20 protein-coding genes are annotated in these 24,266 nt (G+C 63.8%); 3 read left to right on the forward strand and 17 right to left on the reverse strand.

Translation table 11 applies throughout. The features are described 5' to 3' along the window. The first annotated feature begins 67 nt into the window (after window positions 1-67). Window positions 68-3,268, forward strand: a complete 3,201-nt coding sequence (locus tag L6637_RS05680) for an efflux RND transporter permease subunit (protein ID WP_237869555.1) — start codon at window positions 68-70, stop codon at window positions 3,266-3,268. Here the strand turns inward: L6637_RS05680 and L6637_RS05685 are convergent. From L6637_RS05685 to L6637_RS05750, 14 genes are all read right to left on the reverse strand, one after another. Beyond that, the gene (locus L6637_RS05685; RefSeq protein WP_237858634.1) at window positions 3,265-3,993 is read right to left on the reverse strand and encodes a sulfite exporter TauE/SafE family protein; all 729 of its coding nucleotides are present in this window, start codon (window positions 3,991-3,993) and stop codon (window positions 3,265-3,267) included. The two genes, L6637_RS05680 and L6637_RS05685, sit on opposite strands and share 4 nt — an antisense overlap. A 186-nt stretch (window positions 3,994-4,179) precedes the next feature. Then, entirely contained in the window at window positions 4,180-4,437 is a 258-nt protein-coding gene (locus tag L6637_RS05690; RefSeq protein WP_237869557.1) for a hypothetical protein, read from the reverse strand. Window positions 4,438-4,656: 219 nt separating this feature from the next. Beyond that, window positions 4,657-5,775: a helix-turn-helix transcriptional regulator gene (locus L6637_RS05695; protein WP_237869559.1), complete on the reverse strand. Its 1,119-nt coding sequence runs from the start codon at window positions 5,773-5,775 to the stop codon at window positions 4,657-4,659. A 217-nt stretch (window positions 5,776-5,992) separates the two neighbouring features. Next, window positions 5,993-9,028 (reverse strand): autotransporter outer membrane beta-barrel domain-containing protein, encoded by a 3,036-nt coding sequence (locus L6637_RS05700; protein WP_237869561.1) that lies wholly within the window; start codon window positions 9,026-9,028, stop codon window positions 5,993-5,995. 241 nt (window positions 9,029-9,269) lie between these two features. After that, window positions 9,270-9,518: a DUF6894 family protein gene (locus L6637_RS05705; RefSeq protein WP_237858648.1), complete on the reverse strand. Its 249-nt coding sequence runs from the start codon at window positions 9,516-9,518 to the stop codon at window positions 9,270-9,272. A 190-nt stretch (window positions 9,519-9,708) separates the two neighbouring features. Beyond that, window positions 9,709-10,683, reverse strand: coding sequence for an AraC family transcriptional regulator (locus L6637_RS05710; RefSeq protein WP_237869563.1), 975 nt, complete (start codon window positions 10,681-10,683; stop codon window positions 9,709-9,711). A gap of 231 nt (window positions 10,684-10,914) precedes the next feature. Next, complete coding sequence (locus L6637_RS05715; protein ID WP_237858649.1) at window positions 10,915-12,069, reverse strand: helix-turn-helix transcriptional regulator; 1,155 nt, start codon at window positions 12,067-12,069, stop codon at window positions 10,915-10,917. A 209-nt stretch (window positions 12,070-12,278) separates the two neighbouring features. Next, window positions 12,279-12,776 (reverse strand): hypothetical protein, encoded by a 498-nt coding sequence (locus tag L6637_RS05720; protein WP_237858650.1) that lies wholly within the window; start codon window positions 12,774-12,776, stop codon window positions 12,279-12,281. Window positions 12,777-12,872: 96 nt separating this feature from the next. Beyond that, the gene (locus L6637_RS05725; protein ID WP_237869565.1) at window positions 12,873-13,319 is read right to left on the reverse strand and encodes a MaoC family dehydratase; all 447 of its coding nucleotides are present in this window, start codon (window positions 13,317-13,319) and stop codon (window positions 12,873-12,875) included. A 387-nt stretch (window positions 13,320-13,706) separates the two neighbouring features. Next, the gene (locus L6637_RS05730) at window positions 13,707-14,129 is read right to left on the reverse strand and encodes a hypothetical protein (RefSeq protein ID WP_237858652.1); all 423 of its coding nucleotides are present in this window, start codon (window positions 14,127-14,129) and stop codon (window positions 13,707-13,709) included. A gap of 12 nt (window positions 14,130-14,141) precedes the next feature. Beyond that, entirely contained in the window at window positions 14,142-14,363 is a 222-nt protein-coding gene (locus tag L6637_RS05735) for a hypothetical protein (RefSeq protein ID WP_194476437.1), read from the reverse strand. Window positions 14,364-14,474: 111 nt separating this feature from the next. After that, a complete protein-coding gene (locus tag L6637_RS05740) occupies window positions 14,475-15,293 on the reverse strand; it encodes a lytic murein transglycosylase (protein WP_237869567.1) in 819 nt (272 codons plus the stop codon). Between the two features lie 120 nt (window positions 15,294-15,413). Beyond that, the gene (locus L6637_RS05745) at window positions 15,414-16,220 is read right to left on the reverse strand and encodes a shikimate dehydrogenase family protein (protein ID WP_237859409.1); all 807 of its coding nucleotides are present in this window, start codon (window positions 16,218-16,220) and stop codon (window positions 15,414-15,416) included. A gap of 5 nt (window positions 16,221-16,225) precedes the next feature. Continuing rightward, the gene (locus L6637_RS05750) at window positions 16,226-18,085 is read right to left on the reverse strand and encodes a flavin-containing monooxygenase (protein WP_237858654.1); all 1,860 of its coding nucleotides are present in this window, start codon (window positions 18,083-18,085) and stop codon (window positions 16,226-16,228) included. Between the two features lie 177 nt (window positions 18,086-18,262). On the opposite strand from L6637_RS05750, the gene L6637_RS05755 reads away from it, so the two are divergent. Then, window positions 18,263-19,888 carry a long-chain fatty acid--CoA ligase gene (locus L6637_RS05755; protein ID WP_237869569.1) on the forward strand — a complete coding sequence of 542 codons (1,626 nt, stop codon included), beginning with the start codon at window positions 18,263-18,265 and terminating at the stop codon, window positions 19,886-19,888. A 90-nt stretch (window positions 19,889-19,978) separates the two neighbouring features. Further along, window positions 19,979-21,088 (forward strand): glycoside hydrolase family 172 protein, encoded by a 1,110-nt coding sequence (locus tag L6637_RS05760; RefSeq protein WP_237858656.1) that lies wholly within the window; start codon window positions 19,979-19,981, stop codon window positions 21,086-21,088. Here the strand turns inward: L6637_RS05760 and L6637_RS05765 are convergent. From L6637_RS05765 to L6637_RS05775, 3 genes are read right to left on the reverse strand one after another with little or no spacing between them, the layout of a single operon-like run. After that, entirely contained in the window at window positions 21,085-21,957 is an 873-nt protein-coding gene (locus L6637_RS05765) for an efflux RND transporter periplasmic adaptor subunit (protein ID WP_237869571.1), read from the reverse strand. The two genes, L6637_RS05760 and L6637_RS05765, sit on opposite strands and share 4 nt — an antisense overlap. Continuing rightward, complete coding sequence (locus L6637_RS05770; protein WP_237858660.1) at window positions 21,954-22,160, reverse strand: DUF1656 domain-containing protein; 207 nt, start codon at window positions 22,158-22,160, stop codon at window positions 21,954-21,956. Before L6637_RS05770 ends, L6637_RS05765 begins: the two co-directional genes overlap by 4 nt. Further along, window positions 22,157-24,208, reverse strand: a complete 2,052-nt coding sequence (locus L6637_RS05775; protein ID WP_237869573.1) for an FUSC family protein — start codon at window positions 24,206-24,208, stop codon at window positions 22,157-22,159. The genes L6637_RS05770 and L6637_RS05775 overlap by 4 nt, the downstream gene beginning before the upstream one ends. Between the last annotated feature and the right edge of the window lie 58 nt (window positions 24,209-24,266).

Consider the following 24,266-nt stretch of genomic DNA (forward strand, 5'->3'; position numbering starts at 1 on the left):
TTCGCGCGCCCCGGAATGAGGGCGGAGCTGTGTGGAGACGAGAAAGATATTGCCCAGGGGCAAAGCCATGAATCTCTCAAAGTTCTTCATTGATCGTCCGATCTTCGCCGGCGTGCTGTCGGTGCTGATCTTCCTCGCCGGACTGATCTCGCTGTTCGCGATGCCGATCTCGGAATATCCCGATGTCGTGCCGCCCTCGGTGCTCGTGCGTGCAACCTATCCCGGCGCCAATCCCAAGGTGATCGCGGAGACGGTGGCGACGCCGATCGAGGAGCAGATCAACGGCGTCGAAGGCATGCTCTACATGTCGAGCCAGGCGACCACCGACGGCGCGATGACGCTGACGGTGACGTTCCGCCTCGGCACCGACCCCGACAAGGCGACGCAGCTGGTGCAGAACCGCGTGCAGCAGGCCGAGCCGCGCCTGCCGGCCGTGGTGCGCCAGCTCGGCATCATCACCAAGAAGTCTTCGCCGGACCTCACCATGGTGGTGCATCTGTTGTCGCCGAACAACCGTTACGACATGACGTATTTGCGCAATTATGCGGTGCTCAACGTCAAGGACCGCCTCGCGCGCATCGACGGCGTCGGCGACGTCCAGCTCTACGGCGCCGGCGACTATTCGATGCGGGTCTGGGTCGATCCGCAGAAGGCGGCCGAGCATGGCCTGACCGCGAGCGACATCGTCAAGGCAATCCAGGCGCAGAACGTCGAGGCCGCCGCCGGCGTGGTCGGCTCGTCGCCGAACGTCAAGGGCATCGACCTGCAGCTCTCCGTCAACGCGGAGGGCAGGCTCGCCAACGAGGAGCAGTTCGGCGACATCGTGGTCAAGACCGGCACGCGCGGCGAGGTCGTGCGCTTGCGCGACGTCGCCCGCATCGAGCTCGGCGCCTCCGAATACGGCCTGCGCTCGCTGCTCGACAACAAGCAGGCGGTGGCGATCCCGATCTTCCAGGCACCGGGCTCCAATGCGCTCGAGATTTCCGACCACGTCCGCGCCACCATGGCCGAGATCAAGAAAAACATGCCGGAGGGCGTGTCCTATCAGATCGTCTACGACCCCACCCAGTTCGTGCGCTCCTCGATCGAGGCCGTGATCCATACGCTGCTGGAGGCAATCGCGCTGGTGGTGCTGGTCGTCATCCTGTTCCTGCAGACCTGGCGCGCCTCGATCATCCCCCTGCTCGCTGTGCCCGTGTCGATCGTCGGCACGTTTGCGGTCATGCACGTGTTCGGCTTCTCCATCAACGCGCTGAGCCTGTTTGGCCTGGTGCTCGCGATCGGCATCGTGGTCGACGACGCCATCGTCGTGGTCGAGAACGTCGAGCGCAACATCGAGGGCGGGCTGTCTCCGCGCGATGCCACCTATCAGGCGATGCGCGAGGTGTCGGGACCGATCATCGCGATTGCGATGGTGCTGATCGCCGTGTTCGTGCCCCTCGCATTCATCTCAGGCTTGACGGGGCAGTTCTACAAGCAGTTCGCGCTGACGATTGCGATCTCGACCGTGATCTCGGCCGTCAACTCGCTGACGCTGTCACCGGCCCTGTCGGCGCTGCTGCTGAAGGGTCACGACGAGCCGAAGGACCGGCTGACGATCATCATGGAGAAGAGCCTCGGCTGGTTCTTCCGCCGCTTCAATCAGGCGTTCACCTACTCCTCGAACAGCTACAGCGGCACCGTCACCAAGGTGATCTCCGGCAAGGCCGCGGTGATGGGTCTCTACGTCGTCCTCGTCGGCATCACCGCCTTCCTGTTCCAGCAAGTGCCTGGTGGATTCGTGCCGGGCCAGGACAAGCAATATCTGGTCGGCTTCTCGCGGCTGCCCGACGGCGCGACGCTCGACCGCACCGAAGAGGTGATCCGCAAGATGAGCGACATCGCCCTGACCCAGCCCGGTGTCGAGAGCTCGGTCGCCTTCCCGGGCCTGTCGATCTCCGGCTTCACCAACTCCTCCAACGCCGGCATCGTGTTCTCGACGCTGAAACCGTTCGATGAGCGCAAGGATCCCTCACTCAGCGGCCCCGCGCTCGCGGCCGAGCTGAACAAGAAATATGCCGGCATCCAGGAAGCCTTCATCGCCATGTTCCCGCCGCCGCCGGTCAACGGTCTCGGCACCATCGGCGGCTTCAAGCTCCAGATCGAGGACCGCGCCGGCTTGGGCTATGAAGCCCTGAACGACGCGACCAAGGCGTTCATGGCGGCGATGCAGAAGGCGCCGGAGATCGCCGGCGTGTTCTCGAGCTTCCAGGTCAACGTGCCCCAGCTGTTCGCGGACATCGACCGCACCAAGGCGTTGCAGCTTGGCGTGCCGGTGACCGAGGTCTTCAACACGCTGCAGATTTACCTCGGGTCCTACTACGTCAACGACTTCAACAAGTTTGGCCGCACCTACTCCGTCTATGTCCAGGCCGATGCGCCGTTCCGCGCCCGGGCCGACGACATCAGGCAGTTGAAGGTGCGTTCATCCTCGGGCGACATGGTGCCATTGTCGGCGCTGCTCACGATCCGCCAGAGCGCGGGTCCGGAGCGCGCGATCCGCTATAACGGTTTTCTGTCGTCCGACATCAACGCGGCGGCCGCGCCGGGCTATTCGTCCGGCCAGGCGCAGGAAGCAGCGACGCGGATCGCGGCGGAGGTGCTGCCACCCGGCTTCGCCTTCGAATGGACCGACCTGACCTATCAGGAATTCATCGCCGGCAATTCCGGGCTCTGGGTGTTTCCGCTGGCGATCCTGCTGGTGTTCCTGGTGCTAGCCGCGCTCTATGAGAGCCTGACCCTGCCGCTCTCAATCATCATGATCGTGCCGATGGGCCTGTTGGCTGCGATGTTCGGCGTCTGGCTCTCGAAGGGTGACAACAACGTCTTCACCCAGATCGGCCTGATCGTGCTCGTGGGACTCTCGGCCAAGAACGCGATCCTGATCGTCGAATTCGCGCGCGAGCTCGAATTCGCCGGCCGCACGCCGATCCGGGCCGCGATCGAGGCGAGCCGGCTGCGCCTGCGTCCGATCCTGATGACCTCGATGGCGTTCATCATGGGCGTGCTGCCGCTGGTGCTCTCGACCGGCGCAGGTTCCGAAATGCGGCGCGCGATGGGCGTTGCCGTGTTCTCCGGCATGATCGGCGTCACCGTGTTCGGCCTGTTCCTGACGCCGGTGTTCTATGTGCTGCTGCGAACCATCACCGGCATGAAGCCGCTGGTGCATCACACCAGCGACACCAGCGCCGCGCCAGTTCAGGGCTCAGTCACCAATCCCGGCCACTAGATCAGGGATATCCCGGAGATCAACAACAGCACGAGCACGGTCTTGCGAAAGACCGTCTCGTTGACCCGGTGAAACGCGATCACGCCGAGCGCGGATCCGGCAAACAACGCAGGCAGGCTGACGGCGAGGTCGACGAAGACCTTTGACGAGAGGTCCTGGTGTCCGACCAGCAGGGCGATCGCAAAGACCTGCATCGCCGCAATGAACGGCTGCACCAGGCCGCGCTGCTCGCTCTTGGGCATGCCGCGCATGTCGCACCAGATCGTCGGGATCGCGCCAGGCATGGCGGTGAGCCCGCCGACGAGCCCTCCTCCGAATCCGATCAGCGCAACCCAGTGCCGGCCGACTGCCTCGCTGGCCGTCACCAGCGTCGGTCGCAGCAGCATGTAGCCGGCATAGAGGGACACGACGATGCCGAAGCCGCGCCGGAGCAGATGCGTATCGGTCGATTGCAACAGCGAGACCGCGATGGGAACGCCGATCAGTCCACCGACGATCAACAGGAGGCTTCCCTCCCAGCGGATGCTGCGCCGAAGCGCCCACAGATTGGTTGCCTGCACGCCGATGCTGCACGCCATCATCAGCGGCACCGCCTCCAGCGGCTGGAACACGCGCAGCAAGACCGCGCCCGCCACCGCCGAGAATGCGAAGCCGGAGAGCCCCGAGACGAAGGCTCCGGCGAACACGGCAACGCTGAGCAGCAGGAGGGTCGCGACGTCAGGCATGGTCCGCCCTCCGCTCAGTCGTAAGGAATCTGGGATACGGGCGCTACGGTGCTGTCCGCGCACGCCGCAGGCTCGCGCGGAAACGACACCTGCATGGCATGCGCGTGAGCTCGCTCCAGCATGACAAGACCGGCGAGTTGAAGCGTGACGAGGGCCGCGGTGAGAGCCAGCGCGACACTATTGAGGTTACGTGTGCTCGAGACTGCGGCGACTGGCCGAACGCTGGTGCGCATCAGATCGGTGGGCATTTTCTATAAATTCCTCTTCGCTGCAGACAGAATCGATTTCGTTCAAAGGCAATGTTTCGTGCTGCGTTTCCAGGAGATGGCGATAGCGCCGCAACACGCGCCGCGCCTCGATCGCACGCTGCTGATGCAGCCCTGCGAGCATGCGATTGGCAACGCCGTGGAACGTCCAAACCAGGCTCCGCAACGGTGTTGGCATGACAACCTCCTTTCAACCTGCAAGCGAGATTGATGGACTTCACGTCCGCGCGCTGTGAGTTGCTTCACACGAAGCTCGAGCGCGACGAACAAGAAATCGTGTGCGTTCTGGTAGGAGAGAACGCAGCAAATCGCGTCACCCAAACGAATGACGCGCAATAACATTCTGATGATGAATTTGAAGGCGACGCGCTGATGCTTGCTTCAGCGCCCTGATGCGTCAGTGGACGAGCGGATTGGAAAACCCGGCCGCGAGCTTGACGAGGTCGGCCTGACGCGAAACACCCGTCTTGGCGAAGACGCGATGCAGATGCGTCTTCACCGTCGTCTCCGCGATGCCGAGCGCGATCGCGGTCTCCGGAACGCCGCCGACCTCGACGATGGATTGCAGAACCCTAAGCTCCGCAGGCGTCAATCCGAACGTACGGTCGATCAGGCCGGCGCACGACTGACTGTCGACCTCGGCCTTCCAGACAAACAGGGCTCCGATGGCGCCGCCAGCCGATTCCCCTCCGTTACGCAGCAGCGAGGGCAGCGCGACGATTTGCGCGATGTAGTACGAACCGTCGTGCGACATCAGCGGAATTTTCTGCCCCGAGGCCGCCGCCAGGGCAACCTCTCCCGCGTCACGAAAGGTCGCGCGCAGAACGGAATTCGCTGCGGACGATCTTGCCACGAGCCGCCCCGAAACCGATCGCAGGACGTCGTCGGCGGCGAGCAACGTATCCGCGGCCGGATTGCCGTGGACGATATTGCAGGCCGCATCGAGCAGGATGAGGCCTGCATTCAGTTGATCCACGACGTCAGCGAGCGCGGTCGCGCGCTGCTGCTTTCGCTCGATCGCTCGATTGATCACCAGGGCCCGGCTCGCATGCGAGACGACGGCCTGAATCCTCGCCCGCTGCACCGCGTCGAGCATCTCCTTGCCCGGAATCACGGTCAGCAACATCGGACACGACGACTGCGACTGCTCCAGAACCACGTTGGCGACATCGGCGCAGCCCTGTGGGCGCAGCCATTCCTGATAGAAGCGGCCACGGCGATATTCCTCGAAATTCACGAGGTCCGGGATGTTGCGCACCTCGCCATAGCGGGGAAGCCTGGCGAGGGGATCGTACCGGGCGTAGGTTTCCGCATAGAGCTGGATGTAGTGCGGATCGACCCCGCAATAATAATGCGTCGCACCGGACTTGCTGATCGGATCCTTCGAAATCAGACCGCAGGCCCGGCTGCCAATGAACCCATTGAGCATGACGACCACGTCGCCCCACAACCCAGGATCGAGACCGGCATCATAGATGCGCTCGATCAAATCGGACTGTTTTGGAGGTCGGGGCATCGAAAGAGCCAATGGTCAAACAGGCGATAGCGAAATGTTCTTCATGCCCGGCGGCCTAGGTGAGTCTATCACAGAAGCAAAAGGTTCAACTCAGACAGCGATCACCAAGCTATCACAACCCCCGCATGCGGCATCCTCCGATCGGAGGATGCGCCGGCCGGGCGGATGGAGCCCGGCCGGCAAGCGCCGCGTTCAGGCCGCCAGGGCTGATGCCGGCTCAGAACGCGACGCGTAGGCCCCCTTTCGCGGTTCCGGTGCGGCTCTGGTCGAACATCACCATGCCCTCCACGGCACCGAACACGGATACGTTCCTGGTCGTGCGATAGTCGAGGCCGAAGCCCGCCACCGCGCCGATCGTGCTTCGGCTGCCCGGCGTGTCGAAGGACAGGTTCTGCCCGAGCAGCACCGTGTTGATGCCGGTGTCGCCGACGCGCTGGAGCGCGATCACGCCGCCGTGGACGTTCGCCGTGAGCGCGCCGCCGTCGAAGCGTGTCACCCTGGAGAGATCGACCTCGCCGCGCTCCTCAAGATCCTGGAGCGTGCGGCTGCCGACCGACAAGCCTTGCGCCGAGCCGGCCTCGCTATAGCCGTCGAACCGGCCCGCGACGTAGCGCAGCCGCACCGTCGGCGTCAGCAGATAGCCGTTGCCGATATCGAGCTTGTAGCCATAGGCGAGTTCGGGGCTGATGTACCAGCCGCTGTAACTGGCGGTCGCCGTCTCCATGCCGCCGACCGCGGCATTGTTGAGCACCAGCCGCCGCGATTTGTTGTCGGCATTGCCGCCTTGGAGCGTGAAATCGAAGAACTGCGCGGCCCATTCGAAGCGGCTGTAGGCGCCGGCAAAGACATAAACGGTGTCGACCGACTGCGAGTTGAGGTCGACCGAGAGGCCGCCCTGCCCGCCGCCGAGGAAGGCGCCGACCAGCCAGTTCGGCTGCACCTTGCGGTCGAGGCCGATCGCACCGCCCCACGCGGTCGAGGTCGCGCGCAGGGTAGCGGCGGTTTCGTCCTGGATGCGCTGACCGCCAAAGCTGTTGGCCCAGACCGTGATCGGCGCCGGATCGGTCCAGAGACTCTTCGGTGCCTTGGTGAAAGGGCCGGCCTGCGCGGTATCTGGCGCAAAGGCCATCGCCATCATGTTGTTCGCGCCGGACCCAGCGCCGCTCAAGCGGCCCTGCACCAGCGAGGACACACCGCCGGTGAAGTCCATCAGCGTGCGGTCCGTCTGGGCGAGCGCAGTGGGGTCGAGGGTTGCCAGCGTCGTTCCGGAGACGACTGACGGACCATTGAATCCCGAGGTGATGGTGTTGATCGTGCCGTCGAAATTGATGAAGGTCGGCAGGTCGATCGTTGTCAGCGACGATACCCTGCTGCGCACTCCGAAATCGACGTTGACGACGTCGTTGCCGAAGCCGAAATCGACCACGCCGTTGATCTTCGATCCCGGCCGCAGCGTCAGCGTATCCGCGTTGGCGGAGAGCTTGATCGCCGTGCCGCCGGTTCCGGTAATCGTGCCGGAGTTCGCGATCTCAGCCCCGCCCCGCACCTGCACACCGGTTTCACCGGAGATCGAACCCGAGTTGACGATGGTTGCGGCGCCATCGACCGACACACCGCGCACGCCCGTGGAGATGATGCCCGCATTGTTGATCGCAGCGGTTCCCCGAACGGAAATGGCCTCCGCGGCCGGTGCACCGGTGATCGTTCCGGAATTGCTCAGCGTCAGCGCATCGAACGCTTGAATTGCGGCGCCGTCATTCGCTCGGATCATGCCGGAATTGGTGATCTCGGCTGTCCGGGCATCGACGCCAGCGGCCGCAAAGCTCGATTCCACGATGCCGGCATTGTTGAGCTTGACGTCGACGGCACTGATGCCGAATTGGCCGCCGGAGATCAGCCCGCCGGCGGCGTTGTCGACCGTCGCCGTGCCATCGGCGCGGATTCCGATTCCGCCGCCTGCACCGCCCTTGATCGTGCCCGCATTGACGATGGTCGCGTCCGTTTTGGCGAACACCGCGGTGGAATTGAAGTTCGTACTCTGGATTGTGCCACCGTTGTTGTTGACCGTCACGGAACCTGACGGCGATCGGATCGCATTGAACTCGCCTGAGATCGTGCCGGTGTTGGCCGTCACGTTCACCGTTCCGGCGAGGATAGCGAAGCCGCCGCCGTTCAATGCCAGGATCTGTCCGGCATTCGAGACGTTCGCGATCAGCGCATTGACGGCGGATCCGTTCTGGTCGAGCGCCTGTATGGTGCCACCGCTGCCGTTCGTCACCGTTGCCGTATTGGCAAAGACGCCTTGCGCTCCGGCTTCTATCCTTCCGGAATTCGAGGATACCACGACGGTATTCGCTGCGATGCCCCGGCTTCCCACCGCGTTGCCAATAACCTCGCCGGCGTTGGCAACCGTGACAGCGCTCCCGCTCGATATGGCGACGCTGTTCGCGAGGGTGGATTCAATTTCGCCAGAAGCGCCGTTGTTGATCGTGGCCGCCCCGGCGGAGGAGATGCCGGCCAAGCCTCCCGCGATTGTGCCGGTGTTGCTAGCGACAGTCACGGTGCCGGCGCGAATTGCCACGCTGCCGCTCGATGTTGCGAAAACGGAGTTGGCGTTGTTGATGAGGACGCTACCGGATGTCGTGATCGCTGCGCCGTTCGTTCCGTCTGCGAAGACTGACCCGGAGCTGGTGTTGTTGACCACAACGGAGGTCGTTGCAAAGATTCCAAACCGGAGTCCATCGACTTGGCCGGAGTTGGTCGCCAGGTTGACAATGTTTGCCTGGATCGCGATTCCACCTGTGCCGATCGCGAAGATGCCTGCTGCATTCTCAATGTTCACCGTACCAGAGCTGCTGATGGCGATACCATTTGTCCCTGCTGCCTGAACGCGATCTCCGGTGTTCTTCAGGTCGAGGTCCCCACCGGCCGCAATTCCGGTGGCGTCATTCGACGCCGCGGTGCCGCCGAGGATGGCGCCGGCATTGTTGATGGCGCCCCGGTTAAGCGTGACGCCGGAGGTCGTGCCGTTCAAGAATGTGCCTGAGGTCACGTTGATCGTGTTGCCGGTGTCGGTTGCCGATCCATAGCCGATCGTCCCGTTCGCATTGGTTACCGTTCCGGAGCAGGTGACGACCGCATCATTGACCGGTGACGGCGGCGTGCAGGCAGCTTCCGCGCGCTCAGTCATGATCCATGGCGCCAGCAGCAGCGCGGACACCGGGATCCGCAGCACGCGGGGGCTGACGGTCATAAGAAGCCTTCGTTTCATTTCATTCCCCAAACGAAGCCTGCCACGCGACGCGCGTGCAGCCTGTTGCGATCGCCCTCCTCCGATCGGAGGAGGCCGACGCCGCGATCCGTGAATCGCTGATCGCCAAGGTAGAAGGACGCCCATCATCCGACTTGGACTAATGCGACTGGGTTTCGGCTCAAAACGAACTGAGGCCCTTTCGGCTGCGACTGATGCAGAGTTGCGACACCGCCGGCAGGAACTATGCCTGGTCCCAGCCCGCCTTCTCCGCGCTCTCTGCCCAGACCGCGGCGCGATATATCTCGCGGCCGCCGTCATTCCTGACGCGGATCCAGGCATCGCGATCGCGCAGATCATCGCGCCAGACGAAGAGATGCTTTGCCATCTCATCGGCGACGACGAATGTCGCCCGCGCATTCTCGAACACCATGCCACCCGGATCGATCTTCACGACATTGCCGACCAAGAGGTCGAAGAAGAATCGGCGCATATCTACTCCACGCGCCGGAATACGTAGTCGGCGGAATACGGCACCGGCGTGCCGCAGAGCACGTCAGCAACAACGACACCCCTGCCCAACACTCCCGCAACAGTCATGATTCCACGATCAAGGATCATGTGAAAAATTCCCTGCTTGCGCTCGAAAAAACGGCAGGTCGCTCAAATTCGCCGGGAAGAGCTCACTCCGCCGCGCCGCTCCTGACGTTGCTCGGCGTCGCGCCGTAGGCCCGTCGAAAGGAGCGATTGAAATAGGAGAGATCGCCGAAGCCGACGTCGTAGGCGATCGACGAGACCGGACGCTCGGCGAACTCCGGTTCCCGCAACATGCGATGGGCTCGCTTCAGGCGCTGCTCGATCAGGAAGGAAGAGAATGTCTTGCCGTCGGCTTCGAACAGGCGTTGGAGGTAGCGTGGCGTGACGCCGAGCTCCTGCGCGACGCCGGCGACCGACAAGTCCTGCCGCCAGCAATTGTTGACGATCATGAATTTGGCCTTGCGCAAGCGGGCGGCCTTCGCGCCACCCCGACCAGCGCTTTCCCTGATGTCGTCGGTGGGACCGAGCACGAGAGCCAGGAGATCATGCAAATGTCCGACACCCAGTTGGCGCAACGCCGGCGTCGCAAACCCGTTCTCCCGAACCAGCGAGGTCGCGTAGTCGACGAGCACCCTGATCTCGCTGGGCCGGTCCCGGATGATGCGCATGACCGCGTCGTCGACATCCATGATCATCGGCGCGAGAATGCGCCGCGGCACGCGAAGCGAGAAGCAATCGCCGGCCAGATGCCGCTCGAGCACCACCGTATCCTCGGCGCTGGCCAAGACAGCTTCTCCAGGACCGAGCAGCAGGTCGCGACCTCGCGCAGATATCCCGACGGCTCCGGATCGAACCACGACCAGGGCAAGACTGTCGTCACCGTCGACAACCAGTTCCTTCGTCCTGATGAGTCGAGCTCCCGACAACTTTCCCGTCATCAATTGCGCTTCCGGCACGGCGTAGCAGTTGAAGCTCGCGTCGAGCGGCTGCCCTTCGTTCGGATCAACCTCGGCTTTGACCACCCCGCAGCGATAGAATTCGCGCAGCAGCGCGAGACGTTCGTTTTCGGGAACGCCGTTTGTCGACACGTTGAGAATGGAAGACTGATCCTTGCTGCTCACTGCAATCTCTCCAACCGAAGAGCAGGCTCGGCCACGCGCTGTTGTTTCCCCGCACCCGTATCCGGTGCCATCGCGCATTATCGTTGTGGCGCGCATTGCCCTTCTCATTTCAGGAAACGTTCCATACGAAAGTGTCAAATGACACGCGTCATACGTTCGGAGGACGCGTGTCGCCTCGCCTTCACAATGGAATGAGATCGCGCAATTTCGTCGGGCACAATATGAATTGGATCACACGGCGTCGTCAGGGCCGGTCGCCTGAACGAACGGAGCAGCAAAGCCTGCCGCGATCTTCACGAGATCGGCCTGCCTGCCCGCGCCGGTCTTCTCGAACAGACGGCCGAGATGGGTCTTCACCGTGGTCTCGGCAATTCCGAGCTTTGCCGCGACATCGGGAACTCCACCGACCTCGATGATGGCCGTCAACACACGGATCTCAGACGGTGTCAGCCTGAATGCAGCAGAGATCGCCTCCGTTGCGAGCCGGGCGGCCATCGCAGCCTTTTGCAGGAACAGCACCGTCGCGACCCCGTCGCGTTGCAGGCTGCGTTCGTGCGTCAGCGGAAAGGCGTGAGCCAGGTAGTGCTGACCGTCGGTCGACGTCATGATTTCGATCCTGCGGCGCTCGGCCGGGCCGATTCCGCTGTTGGCGGCAACATCGAACATACTGCGGAATATTTTGTCGGCTTGGGTGTTGCGGGCCACGATGCGATCGCCGACGATCGCGAGCAGACCGCCGTCAGCGAGCATTTTGCGACAAGCCGCATTGGCGTGGACAACCCGTCCCTCCGCATCGAACAGGCAGATTGCGGTGCTGAGGCGATCAAGGACCTCCGCAAGATCGGCGACGGTGTGCGAGCGGGCCCTGATCTGCTTGCTCATGACGCGGGAACGCTGGATGTGCGGCGCAATCAACCGCATGCGCTCGCGCATCGCATCATCGACGTTTCCACGCGACCGGCTGCGCATGACCTGAAGAATCGTCGTGCGTGCAGTCGACCGCTCGAGCGTGACGGTCGCGAGGTCGACCGCGCCCTGCGGTTCCACCCATTCCCGGTAGAAGCTGGTCGCCACGAAGTCCGAATAGGGCATGACGTCGGCCACGCCGACGGTCCGTTCGACAGCAAGATCAAGGTGGCGATCGAGCAGCGGATCGAGCTCGACAAACCTGTCACGATAGAGCTCGCGGAAACGGGAATCCGTTCCGTAGTGCTGGTGGATCTCGAGCGAGAGCCTGGCGGCATCCCGCGAGAGAATGGTCACGGCGGAGCCGCCGACGAACCCCGCGACCTGCTCCAGCGCGGCACCGCGCTGCGCTGGGTCGACCGCTGCATCGTAGATCTCGCCGACGAGCGCGGAGAACCTGTTCGCCTCCAGCATTGTCATCGGACGAACGACGCCGGGGACGAAGCAAAAACGTAAGATAAAAATGCTGGAATATCGAACATCGTCCTTGCGTAACGTCAACCGCAGGGTGCGGCTTGGACGTTTTCGCCAAAGACTAGGATAAAAGCGAACAGCGGGCGGACTGTGAGCCTGATATCACGCGTCCGCTCGCTGCCTGCTCAATCGACCGCGCCTGAGGGCACGGATCTCTATTTCCGGTTCTCCTCGCAGAACTTCAGCGCGGCGAGCGCCTCGCCGGCGCGCGGGATCTGCATCTCGATGCTGTCGTCGTCATCGTCCTCGAAGTCCAGCGTCAGACGCTTGGCTTTCGACAGGCGGTCCATGATGGACTGATCGTATTCGAAGATGCCGCGCACGGTGGTCTTGTCCATGACCTCCCACTTCGCCTTCGACATGATGTCGGCATCGTCGGTGCCGACGTCGGCGCGCAGGATCTCGCCGACCTTGTCCCACTCCCAGCCGTCATAGATCATCACGATGACGATGGCCTTGTCCGAGTAGGTGATGACGATGACGTAGTCACGGTTCTCGTCGTCCTTGTCCTTGTAGCCGCGGCTGGCGTTGCAATGGGTGTCCTGGCTGCGTTTCTCGATGGTCCAGTCACCGACCTTGGATTGTTGCGCGAGCGCAGGCCCGGCGATCAAGGCCCCGGCGAATAGTCCAGCGGCAAGGCAGAATCGTTTCATGTCAGCCTCCAGCGTTTTCCCCACGCCAAGCTGACCATCTCTCCTGGAAGGCCGCAAGGGCCGGCTCGACGCAGCCGGTGGCGAAATGCGCGCTCCCTACGCCCGCCGCGGCACAATCGCGATCGGGGTGAAGGTGTAAACCTCCTCGCCGTTCTGGTTGAACATCGTCCATTTGACCATGGCGATGCCCTGCGGCTTCGACTTCGACGGCGTCAGGCTCATGACCTCGCCGACCAGATGCAGCCGGTCATTCGGCCGCACCGGAATGGTCCAGCGCAGCCCGTCGACACCGGCTCCGATCAGCGGGTGCGGGCCGAAGGGGCGGGTCTGGATCGCAAGGTTCATGGCGATCGCCGCGGTGTGCCAACCCGAGGCAGCCAGCCCCTTGAACAGGGTGTCCTTGGCGGCCTCATGATCGAGATGCATCGGCTGCGGGTCGAACTCGGCGGCAAACCGCTTAATGTCGGCTTCGCTGACCACGACCTCGGGGGATTTGAAGCGCATCCCCAGGGTGAGATCGTCGAACCAGGCGACCTGAGCCATGATTTTGCCTCGAAATGTGACATGCCGCGCGCGCATTGCGCACGGCCAGAGGATGGATCGGTGACGGGGATGTAGCGGTTCGGCGGCCTGCAGGCCAGGTCCCGGTTCCCCGCGAAACCCCTTTCCTATCTCGACGAAACACGCCTGAAACAGACGGCCGGTTATCTGGTTGTCAAAATCATACAGGGACGTGCGTCATGCAATTCTTCCTCGACCTGATCAGCGAATATGCCTGCTGCCAACATCTCGTCGCCCAGCCGCTCGGGGAGGATGAGCTATGATCGAGTTGATCTCAGCCCTCCTCGTGCTTTGCAGCATCGGCGTCTTCGCGGCGCATGCGGTGGACGCTTATCGCACCACCCACTTCTGACCGGCGATCCCGGTAGCCTAGAACGGACGCCGGTAAAAATGCTCTGAATGCGTCGCCGGCGGAAACCGGTTGGCGAGCGCCAGCGCCCCCTTCTCGTCCGTCTCGAGCGCGATCTTCTGCGCCAGCATGACGTCGCCGGGCACCAGGAAGCCTGACGGGACGAAGCACCACCCCATCGTTGCATTGCCTGACGCGTCGATCTCGTGGACATTGGCCGCAGTACCGTAGTGGATGCGATAACGCTTGCCGCTGTCGCAGCCGATGACGTCAAAGTGCCGGTGCTGCTCGAACTGAGCGCGCTGCTCGTCGGTGAGCCATTCAGCCAATAGCCTCCTTCCCCGCGCCTCTGGCGTGTTCTCGCCAAAGAAGCGCCGGTAGAGCTCGCGGAGCGCGTGCAGACGCGCTCGCGCGGGCGCGCGAAGCCTGAAGACCGCGATCATGGACCGTTCAGATCAACCGCCGACCAGGCGGGGATAGAACAGCGTTTCGTGCGCGGTCGGGTCAAACGATTTGATACGCGTGACTTCGCCGGGTCCGGTCCGGTACGCCGCGGTAAAGCCCGCGCCGGTCAATTCCCGAAAGCGCTGTTCGGCCCGCGCCAACGCTTCGGCATTTTCAGGATCAAACTCGTGGCGCGTATCGCCGGTCTGATCCATCACGATCTGGGTAGCCATGTTGAGTCTCCTCATGCCCAGCCCTGAACTTGATCAAAGCAAACCTCGTGCCGTCAGTTCCCGAAAGCAACAACTTTCTCTGAGACGCCCAGTCACGCCTTGCGGAGCAGCTCAACGCACGGCCGCCGCCCCGCCACCCCCGTCGATCTGCCGGCCCATCAGCGCGATGGCTTTCTGGTAGACGCCGGCCGCATTCCACGCCTGGATGGCGGCGAAATTCGGTTCGCCGGGCTGGTAACCGGCTCCCGCACGCCAGCCGTTGGCCTTGAGGAAGTTCGCGGTCGAGCTCAGCGCGTTGGCGGCGACGTCGAGATTGCCGGTGCCATAGGCCAGGATGTTCTTGGGCATGAACTGGGTCTGGCCGACCTCGCCATGCATGGAGCCGCGGGTCGATCCAGACAGCGCGCCGCGGTCGACCAACTTCAGCGCCGCATAGAGCTGCTCGGTAAAGAATTCGGGGCGACGGCAGTCATAGGCGAGCGTTGCGATCGACGAGAGCATGTTCTGGTTGCCGCGCTGGCTGCCGAAACCGGTTTCCATGCCCCAGATCGCAATCAACGGCCCGGGCGGCACGCCATAACGCTGCTCGATCGAGGCGAACATCGGCGCCTGCGATTGCTTCAGCGACCGGCCGCGCGCGACGATGGTGGTCGCACCGCGCTTGGCCAGGAACTGGTCGAGCGACAGCGAAAAACTGTGCTGGCTGCGGTCGGCGTTGATCGTCGCGCTGGCATAATTGGTCTGCATCAGCGCCGCGATCGCGGTCTGGCCGATGCCCTTGCCCTGCGCTTCCGCGCTGAACTCGCGCTTCCAGGCCTCGAATCCGCCGGGCCCGTTGCCGCATTGCGCAGCCATGGCCGAGGGGGCCAGGAACAACAGCAGCGCGGCCGCGCCGATCATCGCCGTCGCAACGGTCCTGCCCTCAGTCATTCCAGCGTATCCTTCTTTCAAATTGCGCGACCGGCTCGCGCATGGGCATGATCCTACGTCAGCCGTATCAGCTCAAGCCCCGACCGGTGCAATCGATGCACGCAATACGCTTGACATGAATCAAAGGCTGCCGTCGGTCCCGAGCAGGAAATCCACCATGATGCCCTGGTGCTGCCGGTACATGTCGGTGCCGGTCGCGGTGACGCAGCCGAGCTTGCGGGCTTCCGCGATGAAGGGCGAGATTTCCGGCTTGGTGATGACGCAGCCGCAATAAGTTGACGGCGCCAGCCTGATAACGTCGACGGGAAGCGGATCGCCGCCCTTCATCCCGGCGGGTGTCGCATTGGCGACGAAATCGAAGCCTGCGGGATCGCCGCTGCCCGACCGCACGGGTGCTTTGCCGAGCTCGTTGAGCCGGCCGATCAGCGCATCCCGTCGCTCGGCCGAGCTATCGTGAATGGCGAGCTCCCTGACGCCGGCCTCGACCAGCGCCAGCGCGATGGCCGAGCCGGCCCCACCGGCGCCGACAAGAAGAGCTCGCATCCCTTTGGGATCAATCCCCTTCGTCCGCGCGGCGCCGACGAAGCCGAGACCGTCCACCATGTCACCGTGCCACGAACCATCGGCACGCCGGCGCATCAGGTTCGCAGTGCGTAGGAAGCGCGCGCGATCGCTCGCGCTGGCACACGCCTGGTAGCAGGCGAATTTGTGCGGAATGGTCACGACGATGCCGTCGAGATTTTTCAACCGGCTCGCCACCGAGAGAAAATCAGCAAGATCGTCGGTCGCAACCTGAACCGGGACGAGAATGCCGTCATGGCCGCGCGCAGCGAACTCCGCGGAAACACCCGCGGGTGAACGCACCTGTGCGATGGGATCGCCGATGATGACGTAGAGCCGGGTCGCACCTGATGGAGCCGGGATCATGCCGTTCATGCCGAGAGCGGAGCCCCCTGGCTCTTCGCGTCGGCTCCATAGGTCAATTCCAGCCCGTCCAGATTGCCCTCCTTCCGCCAGATGGCGAGCAGCCGGAGGAACGCCATCGGCCCGCGCCAATACTGGCTGTTGCGCGCCGCGACCGGATCGAACACGCCTTCGTTGTTGTAGTAGCCGGGGGTGCATTCGGCCAGATAAGTCTGGCGGCCGACCGCGGCCTTCACGACCTCATCGACCCAGGCGTTCTCGGCCGCGAGCGTCGGCTCCAACGTTCTTGCGCCGCGCTTGCGTGCCTCAGCGATGACATAGGCGATGTGCTGCGACTGTTCGTCGATGATGTGCGGGAAGTTGGCGCTTTGACCGGCCTGCACCGTCACGATCAGGAAACAATTCGGGAAGCCGCGGCTGTAGAAGCCATGCATCGTCTTGACACCATCGCGCCAGCGCTCGGACAGGCTCTTGCCGTCGCGACCGTAGACTTCAAACCCCATGCGGCGTGCATAGTCGGTGCCAACCTCGAAACCGCTGGCGTAGATCAGGCAGTCGAGCTCGTAGGCCTTGCCGCCAGCCACGACCGCGTTCTCCGTGATGCGCTCCACGCCCCTGCCCTTGGTGTCGACCAGATGCACGTTGGGGCGGTTGAACGTGTCGAGATATTCGTCGTGGAAGCACGGCCGCTTGCAGAATGCCTTGTACCAGGGTTTGAGCGCCGCTGCGGCCGCCTCATCCTTCACGATCGCATCGACGCGGGCGCGGATCTCCTCCATCTTGCGATAGTCGGCCTGCTCGATCACCTTCAGCGCCTCTTCCATCGAGGTCACCGGCTGCGGCTGACGGCGCGGCGCCAGCAGGATCTCGCCGAGCAGGCCGGTCCAGCCGTCCTGCACCAGATCGTGCTCGAACGGCTCGCCTGAGATCACCGCGGTGAAATTGTCCATCCGCTCACGCTGCCAGCCGGGCTTCAGGCTTTCCGCCCAGGCGGTATCCGTCGGGCGGTCGGCGCGCACACCGATCGCGGACGGCGTGCGCTGGAACACGTAGAGCTCTTTGGCCGAACGGCCGAGATGCGGCACGCATTGCACTGATGTGGCGCCGGTGCCGATGATGCCGACGCGCTTGTCGGCAAGACCATCGAGACCGCCCTCCGCGCTGCCGCCGGTGTAAGCATAGTCCCAGCGGCTGGTATGGAAGCTGTGGCCCCTGAAGCTTTCGATGCCGGGGATGCCCGGCAGCTTCGGCCGGCTCAGCGGACCTCCAGCCAGGATCACAAAGCGCGCGCGGATGCGATCACCGCGATCGGTCTCGACCAGCCAGCGCCCCTCCTGCTCCTGCCATGTCATGCGCGAGATCACGGTCTGAAACAGCGCGCGCTCGTACAGATCGAAATGACGGCCGATGCGGCGCGAGTGCTCGTAGATCTCCGGCGCACGCGCGTATTTGCGCACCGGCATGTAGCCGGTCTCTTCCAGCAGCGGCAGATAGATGTAACTTTCGGTATCGCAGGCGGCGCCTGGATAGCGATTCCAGTACCAGGTGCCGCCGAAATCGGCGGCCTTTTCCACGATGCGGAAATCGTTGATACCGGCCGCGCGCAGACGCGCCCCACACAGCAGGCCGCCGAAGCCACCACCGACGATCAGCACTTCGGTTTCTTCGCTCAAGGCTTTGCGCGTGAAGCCAGCATCGGCCCAAGGATCGTCGAGATAGCGGGCAAAGTCGCCTGATACCTCGACATATTGCGCCTTGCCTTCGGAGCGAAGACGCAGGTCACGCTCGTCGCGATAGCGCGCACGCAAGGCTTGAATGTCGACCGTAGGTACGCCGGCTGCTCCGGTCTTGTGTCTTTCCGCTGACATCGATCTCCTCCACCGCGGCCCGCTGCTTCGCCGGGAGCTGGCGCCACTTAGCCCCGAAAAAGTGACGCATGCAATCGCGTCCATCGCTTTTTGCGTGAACGCCGCGCGGCGTTCCGCTAACCTTTCGCGCAAATCATAGCGTATGCCACGCAACGACGTGGCGATCTGGAGGGAACGATGCTGGGATTGATGATGGACATGCCGCTCCTGATCAGCGGCCTGATCCAGTATGCCGCCGACTACCACGGCGAAGCGGAAATCGTCGCGCGCGAGATCGAGGGCGACATCCATCGCTACACCTATGCGGACGCTCATCCACGCATCAAGCGCATGGCGCTGGCGCTGAAGCGGCTCGGCATGAAGCAAGGCGATCGCGTCGGTACGCTGGCCTGGAATACGCATCGCCATTTCGAGATGTTCTACGCCGCGCCGGGCATGGGCTACGTGCTGCACACCGTCAATCCGCGCCTGTTTCCCGAACAGCTGGTCTACATCATCAACCACGCGGAAGATCGCCTGCTGTTCATCGACCGCGCCACATTGCCGATCGTCGAGGCGATCGCACCGCAACTGAAGACGGTCGAGGCCTATGTCATCATGTCCTCGCGCGAGCGGATGCCGGAGACAAAACTCGCCAACGTGCATTGCTACGAGGAGCTGCTCGAAAAGGAGAGCGACACCGGCTTCGCCTGGCCGGAGTTCGACGAAAAGTCCGCATCGACCATCTGCTACACGTCGGGCACGACAGGCAATCCGAAGGGCGTGATCTATTCGCACCGCGCGGCGATCCTGCAGACCATGACCTGCTGCAATTTCGACTTCCTGCCCGGACATGTCGAAGGCGTGCGCGAGGTGATGATGCCGATGGCCCCGCTGTTCCACGGCAACGGCTGGAACATGCCGTTCACCGCGCCCTATACCGGCTCGAAGCTGGTCCTGCCTGGCCGCAATTACGAGCCCGACAAGCTCTATGAGCTGCTCGAGGGCGAGAAGGTGACGCTCTCGGCCGGCGTGCCGAGCTTCTGGCTGATCCTGCTCGACTGGCTCGGCCGCACCGGCAACAAATTCTCGACGCTGCGCGCAACGTTGTCATCGGGCTCGGCGCCGCCGCGCGCGATGGTCGAGAAACTCAAGCGCGATTACAAGGTCGACTATATTCAGGCCTGGGGCATGACGGAGGCGCTGGGCTGCTCGATGCCGGGCCTCCGGCCCGGCTCGGAGCATCTCAGCGAAACCGAATTCTTCGACCGGCGCCAGGTCTCCGGTCGCGCCTGCTTCGGCACGACCTTGCGCATCGTCGACGATTCAGGCGTTGAGCTGCCGCGCGACGGCAAGACGGTCGGGCACTTGCGCGCCAGGGGGCCCTGGGTCGCCTCCGGCTACATGAAGCTCGACGAAGGCCTCGATCGCGACGGCTGGTTGATCACCGGCGATATGGCCGTGATCGATCCGCAGGGCCACGTCACGCTGACCGACCGCTCCAAGGACGTGATCAAGTCCGGCGGCGAATGGATCTCGTCGATCCAGCTCGAGGACATCGCGCTGTCCCACCCTGACGTGCTGCAAGCCGCCGTGGTCGCCATCGCGCACGAGAAATGGCAGGAGCGCCCTCTCCTTCTGGTCGTCCGCAAGAAGGGCGCGACCGTGGACGGCAAGACCCTGCTCGACCACATGCGCCCGAGGATCGCGAGCTGGTGGATGCCGGATGCGGTCGAATTTTTGGACGAATTCCCGATGACCGGGACCGGCAAGGTGCTCAAATCGGCGCTGCGCGAGAAGTTCAAAGCGTATCGCGTCGCGTAGTCTCTGGCTTTCGGTACGCCGTCATCTTCATCTTTTGGTAGATTCGGGAGCGATATATCCTGATATCGCTAACTCCTGATCGAGGACATCATGGCGTTTTCCGGGTTGGGCCTGCATCTCGGCAATCTGTCGCGCCTGTCGAATGCGCAGACGCGGTCAATCAGCCCCGAGAATTTCACCGGCGAAAAGGGCAAGGGCGGCATGTCCGTCGATGGCCCGGCGGCGCGTCAGGCCCGCGACCTCGGCCAGGGCTGGAAGGTGTCTCCCTTTGTCGTGATCGAGCCCGGCGCGACCTTCACGCTCGCGGACATCGAGGGTCAGGGCGCGATCCAGCAGATCTGGATGACGCTGGCACGCGGACGGCTGCGCCATTCCATCCTGCGCGTCTACTGGGACGACCAGGCGCATCCGAGCGTGGAGTGCCCGGCGGGCGATTTCTTCGCCTGTGGCTGGGAGGAATTTGCGCAGGTGTCGTCGCTCGCGGTCTGCGTCAATCCGGGACGGGCCTTCAACTGCTATTGGGAGATGCCGTTCCGCAAGCGCGCCCGCTTCACGCTGGAGAACCGCAGCGAAGAGGCGCTGACCGTCTACTACCAGATCAACTACGCCCTGACCGAGGTGCCCGCGGACTGCGCCTATTTCCATGCGCAGTTCCGCCGCACCAATCCGCTGCCCTACAAGGACGTCTACACCATCCTCGACGGCATCGATGGCCGCGGTCACTATGTCGGCACCTACATGGCCTGGGGCGTCAATAACAACGGCTGGTGGGGCGAAGGCGAGATCAAGTTCTTCATCGACGGCGACGGCGAATTCCCGACGATCTGCGGCACCGGCACCGAGGACTATTTCTGCGGCGCCTACAATTTCGATCCCCATGTCGCGCATGCCGGCCAGGGACAATCCCGCTATGTGGAGTTCACCACGCCCTATGCCGGCCTGCCGCAGGTGATCCGGCCCGACGGCGTCTACAAGTCGCAGCAGCGCTTCGGCCTGTACCGTTGGCACATCCCCGATCCGATCCGCTTCCAGAGCGACTTGCGCGTGACCATCCAGGCCCTCGGCTGGCTGCCCGGCGTCAAGGAATCGAAATATCTCCCGCTGCAAGACGACGTTGCCTCGGTCGCGTTCTGGTACCAGACGCTGCCGACCGCATCATTCCCCGAGCTGCCCGGCCCGGACTATCTGGAAATCGGTTAGGGGTGATTCAGCACCTCGACCGTCGCAGAGCGGCCGGCGACCAGCGAGATTGCCTCGGGCACCGGATCCAGCGCGATGCGCACGGGCACGCGCTGGGCGAGACGCACCCAGCTGAAGGTCGGATTGACGTTGGCAAGCAGGCTCGCCCCCTCGGCACGGTCGCGGTCCTCGATGCCCGCGGCGATGCTCTCGACACGACCTGACAGCGTACCCTTCTCGCCCATCAGACGGACCTGAACCCTGTCACCGACGCGGATGCGCGCAAGCTTCGTCTCCTCGAAATAGCCCTCGACGTGCAGCGTGTCGCTGTCGACGAGCGCCATCACGCCCCTGCCCGCGGAGACGTAAACGCCGGGGCGCAGGTCCATATTGGTGATCACGCCATTTACAGATGCCCGCACCTCGCTGCGATTGAGATTGAGCTGGGCGACCGCGCGATCGGCGACCGCGGCATCGAAGGCGGCCTTGGCCTGAAGCTGGGTCGCGAGCACTTGCTCCTGCTTCTGCTGCGATACTGCGTCCGTCGTCAGCGCGGTATAGCGCTTCAGATCGGCATTGGCCTGATCGAGCGTCGCCTGATGCCCGGCGACAGACGCATCGGCCTGCCGCAGCGCCAGCGCAAAGCGCTCACGATCGATCCTGAACAGCACGTCGCCGCGATGGACCTTCTGGTTGTCCTTGACCAGGACGTCGGTGACGAAGCCGGAGACGTCAGGTGCGACCTGCACCACGTCGGCACGCACACGGCCGTCACGTGTCCAGGGCTGCTCCATGTAGTAGCCCCAGAGCTCGCGGCCGACACCGATCGCCGCGATCACAGCGATGATGGTCACGGCAATCCGGCCGAGCCAGGCGAAATTTCCTTTCATGAGAGATACTCCGAGAGATAGACGACGCCGCCGAGCAGGCAGACGAAGACTGCGAAATCGAACAACGCGCGGTGCCAGACCAAGCGGTAAAGGTCGAAGCGCTGCATGATCCGGCGCAGCAGCGCACTCAGCACATAGGCGATGATGATCCAGAGTAAGAGCGCCGGCACCAGCACGCCGTAGATGTCGATCACATATCTCATGCCGCCACACTCGCATCCTCGCGCGGCCGATAGGCCGGCGCGGCCGGGAACAGGCCGCGGCGGATGCCGACGAGGCCGATCAGGGCATCTTCGCGCGCGCTGTCATTGGGATCCTTCACCGCCTGACCTAGCGCCCGGTCGACGCTGACCAGAAGCTCGCGCGGCATGCCTCCGCCGGCATAATTGCGGCAGGCGACAGCGAGCTGGTCGAGCATGTCGTCGATGACGGCGATGGTCGACGCCGCAAGGCCGTAGCGCGCGCGGCGCAAATCGATGATGTTGATGCCGATGCGGAGCTGCACGAGACTATCGGCGTCGCGGCGATCGCTCTCCGACAGGAACGCGATACGCTGCACCAGCAGCCCGAGACGGTGCAGCATGAGCCCGGCAAACTCGGCACGATCCCGCTTTCCGCGCCGTTCGGCAGCGACTGCGATCGTGGTCCAGCTCGACAGCACCAGGCGGTTGGCGATCCACTCCGCCCCCACCCCGCGCGCGATCCGCGTCACGATCTCGGCGATGATGACGCCGACGAAGAACGCGACGGCGGAATTGGCGTAGGACGCGAAATCCGCGATGTAGGTCGATTGCAGCGCGAGCAGCGTCGCGGTGTTAGCGGCGAGCGCCATGCCGGTGCCCGCCGTGGCGGGCCGGCCGATCAGGAATCCGTAGAGCAGGAACGTCGGCGCCAGCGCGACGATGAGAACCTCGATATGAGAGATCGCGGGCACCAGCGCGAACAGATAGATCGCGACCATGACGATGGCGACCAGCGACCACAGGCCGAAGCTGCGGATGAATCGCGCCGGCTCATCCTGCGCGGCGAAGAACGAGCAGGCTACGGCCGCCATCATCGGAGCCGAGGCGCCGTCCGGCCAGCCCGTGCCGATCCAGAACGCGCAGCAGATCAGGATAGCGGTCGCAGCACCTGCCGCCGACCATAGCGCCAGGCCGCGATCCCTGTGGCGCACCGGCGCTGCGCCGGCTTCGGAATGGAAGGCAAGATCGATCGTCGAGATGCTGCGGCCTTCGCCGATGGCCTCGGTCAACGCGCGGCAGTCGCGCGAGAGGTCGACCAGATCGCGCAACCGCGACAGCAGGCTGGTGGTGATGATTCGCTCCCAGGACGCACCGTCGTTCAGGCCCGCCTGCTGCTCCGCTATCGCGCCACGGAGACGGTCGGCCGGCTGCCGCGCGCTGACGTCACTCGCGATCCATTGCGCAAGATCCTCCAGCAAGCGCTTCAGCTCCGGCTGGCGCCGCAGGGCCTCCTCGCCGAGCGCAGCCAGACGGTCCTCGATCGAGGCAATCACCGGCAGCAACGTCAACATCCGCAGCCGGATCTCGCCGAGGCCGGTCACGGCATTGCGGTCGGTCAGGCGATCATAGGCAAGATGAGTGGAAAGCGTGTCGATCTCGACGATGTCGGTCGCGAGCTTGAGGCGCTTGCCGCGGCGCGTCTCGTTGGTGCCTTCGCGCAGCAGGACAACCTCGCTCAGCCGGCGTGCATCGGAAAGCCAAGTGTCCACGCGATGGGCCACGGCCGGTGCGACGCTGCGGGGGAACACGATGGTGGAGATCAGGCTCGCGCAAATGATCCCGAGCGAAATCTCCTCCAGCCGCGCCACCGCGGTGTCGAAGATCGCTCCGGGCTGGGACACCGAGGGGAAGCCGATCAGCGCGACCGTGTAACCGGCCAGCATGAAGACATAACTGCGCGGCGTGCCGTCGAGCAGCGACAGATAGAGGCAGAACCCGACCCACAGCGCGATCGCGAGGCACAGGAGCTCCGGCGCGTTGATCAGGTTCGGCACCAGCGCCACCGTCATGATCGCGCCGACCAGCGTGCCCATCACGCGGAAGAAGGCCTTCGAACTGGTGGCGCCGGCGAGCGGCTGCGAGGTGATGTAAACGGTCGCCATCGCCCAATAGGGCCGCGGCAGGTCCATGGCGAGCGCAATGACGAGCGCCAGCATCGACGCGGCAAACGTCTTCAAGGCGAAAATCAGATCCGCGTGGCGGACCAGGAACGGCTCACTTTCGCGCATGACTATTTCGCCTCTGGAAACGTCTTCGCCTCAAGCAGGCGGCTGACTTGCTGCTCGA

Source organism: Bradyrhizobium zhengyangense (assembly GCF_022012435.1).
Lineage (GTDB): Bacteria > Pseudomonadota > Alphaproteobacteria > Rhizobiales > Xanthobacteraceae > Bradyrhizobium > Bradyrhizobium zhengyangense.